This window comes from Roseovarius atlanticus, assembly GCF_001441615.1.
Lineage (GTDB): Bacteria > Pseudomonadota > Alphaproteobacteria > Rhodobacterales > Rhodobacteraceae > Roseovarius > Roseovarius atlanticus.
On the sequence record NZ_LAXJ01000004.1, the window covers coordinates 43,643 to 50,192 of the forward strand.

The following is a 6,550-nucleotide window of genomic DNA, read 5'->3' on the forward strand; positions in this document are numbered from 1 at the left end:
GCTGTTGGTATCGCAAGGTATGCGTGCTGGCGCGGGGCGCGTCAAATGATCCGGGCGTCAGAGGTGGTGGGGTTCGTCGCTGGCGACGATCTGATCCTTTCGGGACTCGCGCCAGATCAGGTAGAGGCCCGAGCCGAGGATCAGGGCGATCCCGATCCACGCGGTGCGGTCCGGCCACGTGCCGAAGACGGTCACGCCCCACATGATGGCCATCGGCATCGCCACGTACTCGAAGGGGGCGGCGAAGGCGGCCTCGGAAATACGGTAGGCCTGGCTGATGAAGAAACCGCCCATCACGCCGCTGACGCCCAGCATGATCAGGATCCACCAGTCATGCGTCGCGATAGGCCCCCAGGCGCGGAACAGGAAGGCCAGCGAGGCGTGATCCTGCTGGGCGAACTTGCCGTCGCCGATGGAGAGGCCGATGATGCTGCAGGCGATGATGAAGGTGATCTGTATGTAGACCGCCATGGTCGCCGCCGATTCCGTACCGCCGACCTTGCGCGCGACCATGTGGATCACGGCGTAAAGGACCGCGGCAGCCATGGGCAGAAGCGCCGCGACCTGGAAGGCCGAGGTGCCGGGCTTGACGATCACCAGGACGCCGACGAAGCCGACGGCGATGGCGGCCCAGCGGCGGGCGCCCACGGTTTCGCGAAGGAAGATCACCGAGAAGACGGTTATGACCAGCGGTGAGATGAAGAATACCGCCACCGCGTCAGCGATGGGCATCGCCGCCAGCCCGAGAAAGAGGCACGAGTTGGCGCCGACCACGCAGACCCCGCGCAATAGGTGCGCGCCGGGGCGCCGCGTGCGCAGCACTCTTAGTCCGTAGAAGGGCAGGAAAATCACCGCGAAGGTCAGCAAGCCGATGGCTGACCGGAAAAAAACGATCTGGTGCAAGGCATAATCGTCCGACAGGAACTTGATGCCCACGTCGTTCAGCGAAAAGCACATGACCGCCAGCAGGGCACAGCCCGCCCCGGCAAGGTTCGTGCGAGAGACGCTCATCCCTGCGCCGCCTTGCGGACCATGCGTTCCAGCGCGTCGAGAAAGCGCGAGCGGTCGGCCTTGGTAAAGCCCTTGCCGCCGCCCTGCCGGAATGGATCGGCGGCGCGCAGGTCGCTCATCAGGTCGCGGGTGGCCAGAGCGTTGCCGATATTGGCTTGGGTCAGCGCCTCGCCGTTGTGTTTCAGCACCAGCGCGCCGGCCTCGACGCATTTGGCGGCGAGGGGGATGTCGCCGGTGATGACCACGTCGCCCGGCCCGGCGCGCTCGGCGATCCACATGTCGGCTACGTCGGGGCCGTCGGGCACAATCACGGTTTCCACAAGCGGATTACGCGAGGGGCGCAACCCGCCGTTGGAGACGATGAAGATCTTCTGCTTGTGACGGGTGCCCACCCGTTCGACCTCGTCCTTCACCGGACAGGCATCGGCATCGACGTAAAGGGACATGGGCCTATTCCGCCGCCCTGGTGCTGCGGGCGACCTTGTATTCCTCGGGGATAGGCATGCGGTTGAACGCATCCAGGCCCGCGATCTTGTAGGCCTCGGCCAGCGTGGGATAGTTGAACGTGTTCTGCACGAAGTAATCCACCGTGCCCTTCAGGTTCAGGACCGCCTGCGCAATGTGGATAAGCTCTGTCGCGCCTTCGCCGACGATCTGGACGCCCAGCACCCGGCGGGTTTTCAGCGATACGAGCATTTTCAGCATCCCGTGTTCCAGACCCATGATGTTGCCGCGGGATGTTTCGCGGAAGCGGGCGATGCCGACTTCGTAGGCGATGCCGCGTTCCTGCATTTCCTCCTCGGACATGCCGCAGGTGGAAATCTCGGGCACGGAATAGATGCCGTAGGGAAACCACGGGCTTTCGGGCAGGGTGGGCGTGTCAAGCGCGTGGCACGCGGCGATGCGGCCCTGCTGCAAGGAGGTCGAGGCCAGCGAGGGGTGCCCGATCACGTCGCCCGCGGCGTAGATATGCGGCACCTTGGTCTGGTAGGTCTTTCGGTCAACCTCGAGCCGGCCGCGGTGGTCGGTCTTCAGCCCGGCCTTGTCGAGGCCCAGGCGGTCGGTGGCGCCCATGCGCCCGGCGGCGAAGAGCAGCATTTCGGACCGGACGTGCCGCCCGTTGGCCAGCGTGGTTTCGATATGCTCGCCCGCGTCCTCGATCGTCTCGATGGCCGATCCGAGGCGCAGGTCGACGCCGTTCTCGCGGATCTGGTGGGTGAAATCGTCGATCAGTGTCTTGTCGATGAAGTCGAGGAAGCTGTCGCGCGGCTCGATCAGGGTGACGCGCACGTCGAGGGCCGAGAACATGGTGGCGTATTCGACGCCGATCACGCCCGCGCCCACCACGACAAGGCTGCGCGGGATCTGGCCCAATTCGAGAAACTCGTCACTGTCCACGACCGTCGTGCCGTTGAAGGGCACGTAATCGGGGCGATAGGTCTTGGTCCCCGTCGAGATCAGGAAGCGGTCGGCGGTCAGCGCCACGGTTTCTCCTGCCTCGGTTGCCACATCGATGGCGTTGGATCCGGTGAAACTGGCCAGCCCGTGCAGGGTATCGACGTGGTTGCGGTTGAACTGGTGCTCCAGCACGTCGACCTCGTAATCCAGCGTCTTGTGCAGGCGCATCTTGAGGTCCTGGGCGCCGATATCGTCCTTTACCCGGTAAGAGCGGCCATAAAAGCTGCGCTCGCGATAGCCCGAAAGGTTGAGCACGGTTTCCCGCAGGGTCTTGGACGGGATCGTGCCGGTGTGCACCGACACGCCGCCCAGGCGTTCCTTGCGGTCCACGACCAGCACCCGGCGTTTCAGCTTGCCGGCCTGGATCGCGGCAGAGCGTCCGGCGGGGCCGGAGCCGATGATGATGAGGTCGTAGTGGCTCATGTCTTACCCTGCGTAGAGCGCTTCGGCGTGGAAGGCGATGTGTTCCTCCATGAAAGAGGAGACGAAGAAATAGCTGTGGTCGTAGCCGGGCTGCATCCTCAGGATGGATTGCTGGCGGCGTGTGGCGCAAGCCTTGGCAAAGCTTTCGGGCATCAGCAGGTCCAGAAACTGGTCCGAGGTTCCGGTATCGCACAAAATCGGACCATCGAAGCCCTTTTCGTTCATCAGCAGTGTGGCGTCATGCTTGGACCACTGGCTTTCGTCCGAGCCGAGATAGGCGCCGAACTGCTTGCGGCCCCAGCTGCTTTGGGTCGGGTTCACGATGGGCGAAAAGGCCGACACCGAGGCGAAGCGGTCGGGGATGTTCATCGCGATGGTCAGCGCACCGTGCCCGCCCATGGAGTGGCCGGTGATGGCCTGGCGGGCGCTGTCGATGGCGAAGTTCGAGGCGATCAGAACCGGCAATTCCTCGGTCACGTAGTCCCACATGCGGAAATGCGGCGCCCAGGGGTCCTGGGTGGCGTTGACGTAGAAGCCCGCGCCCTGCCCGAGGTCGAAGGCGTCGTCATTGGCCACGCCCTCGCCCCGCGGCGAAGTGTCGGGGAAGACCAGCGCAATGCCCTGTTCCGCCGCCCATTGCTGTGCGCCGGCCTTGGTCATGGCGTTTTCGTGGGTGCAGGTCAGGCCAGAGAGGTACCACAGCACGGGAACGGCGCCCCATTTCGCCTCTTCCGGCAGGAACAGGCCGAAGGTCATGTCGCAATCGCATGCCTTGGATTTGTGGGTGTAGACACCTTGCGTGCCGCCGAAGCAGGCATTTTCCGAAACGGTTTCCATCACGATCTTCCTTTTGTCCTAAGGGCGGTTCGGACCGGATGACCGATCCGGTAGCATTCGCGCGGACCGTATCACGCTCAGCCCTGTGGCCAACCGCGAAATTGGTCGGCACAGGCGTAGCGCGCACAGGTTTCAGATTTGCAAACGTCGAGGCACGGCGCGCTATTGGTAAAGGGCGCTGACCCAGCCGATAACCACTGAAACGGTAATGACCGCGATGGCCGTCGAGATCAGGATCGAGGCCGAGACGCGCTGAGGCGCGATGCGATAATGCTCGGCCAGGATATAGACGTTGCCCGCGACGGGCAGGGCGGCTGCCGTGATCATCACGGCCGCGGGATATGGATCGACGGGGAAAAGGTAAAGTGCGGAAAAGGCCACGAAGAGCGGATGCAGGATAAGCTTGTTGAAGCTGAGCCAGCCGGCGACGAAAGGGCGTTCGGCGGATTTAGTGGCCAGCGAGGCACCGATGGCGAAGAGAGCGCCGGGTGTCGCCGCGCCGCCCAGCAGGGACAGGAAGTCGTTCATGACGTTGGGGATCGGCAAGTCGAAAGCGGACCAAGCCAGCCCCAGCGTGATCGAAACGATCATCGGGTTTTTCACAAGGCCGATGCCGACGGTGCGAAAGACCCCAAGGCTCATGCGCCCGTCGCATGTGCCGGTGACGATGATCACGATCAGCGAGCCGAACACGATGAGGTCGACCGCCAGAACCAGCATGACCGGTCCGATGGCATCCGGCCCTAATAGCAGCGTCAGCATCGGCACGCCCAGAAAACCCACGTTGCCGATCACGCCGCATTGCGCCTCGAACGCGGCTTCCTCGGCCTTGAGGCGGCGGAAGAAGGCGACCAGCGTGACGAGGCCGTAAACGAAGGCCGTGCCCCAGAGATAGGCCATGACGAAACGCCAGTCGAAGATCTCGCTCATCGTCAGGTTGGCCGAGAACCGGAACAGCATGGCCGACAGGGCGAAGTAGAACACGAACTTGGTGAGGTAGGCGGTGGCCTCTTCGCTGAAGAACCCGGTGCGCCCTGCCCAGTAGCCAAGCCCGATCAGCAGGAAGAAGGGCAGGGTTTGCAAGAAGATGTCCAGCATGACGCGGTCGTAGCATGCTGGCGGGGGGCGTCAATCGCGATCGGGCGGACCGGTTCCGGCTGCCGGCTGGCCTGACCCGAGGCGGAGACTGTCAATTTCGCATACCGGACATGCAAAAATGTGAACCGTTTGGTTCACTTTTGAGGTTGCTATCTGAACTGATCTGTTTAGATTGTCTTATGTGAACTGAATGGTTCAGATAAAGGAACGACCCGATGAAACAGATCCTATTGACCGTGACGCTTGTCCTGACGGCGCTGTCCGCTCCTGCCATGGCGATGAATGTCGACATGTCCAGCCTCACGCCGGTTCTGACATTTCCCGAACCCGCGCCCGAACCCGTGACGCAAGGTGCCGGCGGCATCGACGCGCAGTAGGCGGGCGCGCACTGTTTGCGGGCGGGTGTTCCTTCCTCCTCTCCCCCCTCGACCCCGCCCGCAGACAGGCTTGCAGTTCGCCGCCCGCGACCTGTAAGCTGACAGGAACAGGCAGGAGGATCCGCATGACGGCCATGGACGCCGAGATCAAGAAAGGTCGGAAATTCGACCAGGTGCTTGAAGGCGCTAGGCAAATCTTCATGCGGGACGGTTTCGAGGGCGCCAGTGTCGACGACATCGCGAAAGCGGCCGGTGTGTCCAAGGCCACGCTCTACAGCTATTTCCCCGACAAGCGCCTGCTGTTTTCCGAGGTGGCCCGGGTCGAGTGCAACCGGCAGGCCGAAAGCGCGCTTGAGCAGATCAGCACGACAGCCCCCGTTCGGGACGTCCTGCACGAAGCGGCCACGCGCGCGGTGCAATTCTTTTTGTCGGATTTCGGGCAGCAGATGTTCCGGATCTGCGTGGCGGAATCCTATCGCTTTCCCGAATTGGGTCAGCGGTTCTATGCATCCGGCCCCGCGCTGTTCAGCGAGCGGATGGGGCGATTGTTGGCGCCCTATGTCGAACGCGACGAGCTGAAAATCGACGACATGGATCTGGCCACCAAGCAGTTCGGCGAATTGTGCAAGTGCGACCTTTTCGTGCGTTGTCTGTGCGGCGTCGATTGCGACACATCGGATCACGCGATCGAACGGATCGCGACAGGCGCGGTCGACACCTTCATGGCGCGCTACGGCGCCTGAGGTCGGTGCAAAGGTATGGGCGGCGGTGCGTGGCATCACCGCCCGAGGATCAATCCCGTGCGTTCAGTAAAGGTTAATGGGGCGCTCAGGCGCCCACGTCGATGATCGCCTGTGCCAGCAGCGGAACCGTCCTGGCGTTCAGACCCGCGATGTTGATGCGGCTGTCACCCACCATGTAGATCGCGTGATCCTTGCGCAGCGCCTCGACCTTGTCGGGTTCCAGCCCGAGGCGCGAGAACATGCCACGATGCTGGGCGATAAAGCCGAAGCGGTCGGAGCCCGAAAGCTTGCGTAGCTCCTGGGCCAGCTGTTCGCGCAGGCCGAGCATCCCGCGGCGAACCTCTTCCAGTTCTGCCTGCCAGTCGGCGCGCAGCGCGTCGTCATTCAGCACCAGCGACACCAGTCGCGCGCCGTGGTCGGGCGGGAAGGAGTAGTTCTGGCGGTTGAGATAGGCCAGGTTCGCCTGCGTCGTGGGACGGCGGGCGCTGTCTTGGCAGACGGCCATCAGAAGGCCGGTGCGTTCGCGGTAGATGCCGAAATTCTTTGAACAACTCGCGGCGATCAGGACCTCGGGGCAGGAGGCGACGACGTGGCGGGTGCCCG

General features: G+C 63.3%; 8 protein-coding genes. 2 read left to right on the forward strand and 6 right to left on the reverse strand.

The window, feature by feature from the left end:
• Positions 1-57: 57 nt before the first annotated feature.
• From XM53_RS06115 to XM53_RS06135, 5 genes are all read right to left on the reverse strand, one after another.
• Positions 58-1,011: a DMT family transporter gene (locus tag XM53_RS06115; RefSeq protein WP_057791369.1), complete on the reverse strand. Its 954-nt coding sequence runs from the start codon at positions 1,009-1,011 to the stop codon at positions 58-60.
• A complete protein-coding gene (locus XM53_RS06120) occupies positions 1,008-1,457 on the reverse strand; it encodes a YaiI/YqxD family protein (RefSeq protein WP_057791371.1) in 450 nt (149 codons plus the stop codon). Before XM53_RS06120 ends, XM53_RS06115 begins: the two co-directional genes overlap by 4 nt.
• A 4-nt stretch (positions 1,458-1,461) precedes the next feature.
• The gene (sthA, locus tag XM53_RS06125; RefSeq protein ID WP_057791373.1) at positions 1,462-2,892 is read right to left on the reverse strand and encodes a Si-specific NAD(P)(+) transhydrogenase; all 1,431 of its coding nucleotides are present in this window, start codon (positions 2,890-2,892) and stop codon (positions 1,462-1,464) included.
• Between the two features lie 3 nt (positions 2,893-2,895).
• The gene (fghA, locus tag XM53_RS06130; protein WP_057791375.1) at positions 2,896-3,729 is read right to left on the reverse strand and encodes an S-formylglutathione hydrolase; all 834 of its coding nucleotides are present in this window, start codon (positions 3,727-3,729) and stop codon (positions 2,896-2,898) included.
• 162 nt (positions 3,730-3,891) lie between these two features.
• A complete protein-coding gene (locus tag XM53_RS06135) occupies positions 3,892-4,827 on the reverse strand; it encodes an AEC family transporter (protein WP_057791376.1) in 936 nt (311 codons plus the stop codon).
• Positions 4,828-5,042: 215 nt separating this feature from the next.
• Between XM53_RS06135 and XM53_RS23545 the strand changes: the two genes are divergently transcribed.
• Both XM53_RS23545 and XM53_RS06140 read left to right on the forward strand, forming a co-directional pair.
• A complete protein-coding gene (locus XM53_RS23545) occupies positions 5,043-5,204 on the forward strand; it encodes a hypothetical protein (RefSeq protein ID WP_201455393.1) in 162 nt (53 codons plus the stop codon).
• A 125-nt stretch (positions 5,205-5,329) separates the two neighbouring features.
• Positions 5,330-5,947, forward strand: coding sequence for a TetR/AcrR family transcriptional regulator (locus XM53_RS06140; RefSeq protein WP_057791379.1), 618 nt, complete (start codon positions 5,330-5,332; stop codon positions 5,945-5,947).
• A gap of 85 nt (positions 5,948-6,032) precedes the next feature.
• Here the strand turns inward: XM53_RS06140 and XM53_RS06145 are convergent.
• Positions 6,033-6,550 (reverse strand): aminotransferase class I/II-fold pyridoxal phosphate-dependent enzyme (locus XM53_RS06145; protein ID WP_144435475.1); only part of this gene is annotated, 518 nt, incomplete at its 5' end.

Excerpts from the sequence above, each read along its gene's own strand:
- XM53_RS06115 (WP_057791369.1), bottom strand. The coding sequence starts at position 1,011 with ATGAGCGTCTCTCGCACGAACCTTGCCGGGGCGGGCTGTGCCCTGCTG.
- fghA (WP_057791375.1), bottom strand. The coding sequence starts at position 3,729 with ATGGAAACCGTTTCGGAAAATGCCTGCTTCGGCGGCACGCAAGGTGTC.
- XM53_RS23545 (WP_201455393.1), top strand. The coding sequence starts at position 5,043 with ATGAAACAGATCCTATTGACCGTGACGCTTGTCCTGACGGCGCTGTCC.
- XM53_RS06140 (WP_057791379.1), top strand. The coding sequence starts at position 5,330 with ATGACGGCCATGGACGCCGAGATCAAGAAAGGTCGGAAATTCGACCAG.
- XM53_RS06135 (WP_057791376.1), bottom strand. The coding sequence starts at position 4,827 with ATGCTGGACATCTTCTTGCAAACCCTGCCCTTCTTCCTGCTGATCGGG.
- XM53_RS06120 (WP_057791371.1), bottom strand. The coding sequence starts at position 1,457 with ATGTCCCTTTACGTCGATGCCGATGCCTGTCCGGTGAAGGACGAGGTC.
- sthA (WP_057791373.1), bottom strand. The coding sequence starts at position 2,892 with ATGAGCCACTACGACCTCATCATCATCGGCTCCGGCCCCGCCGGACGC.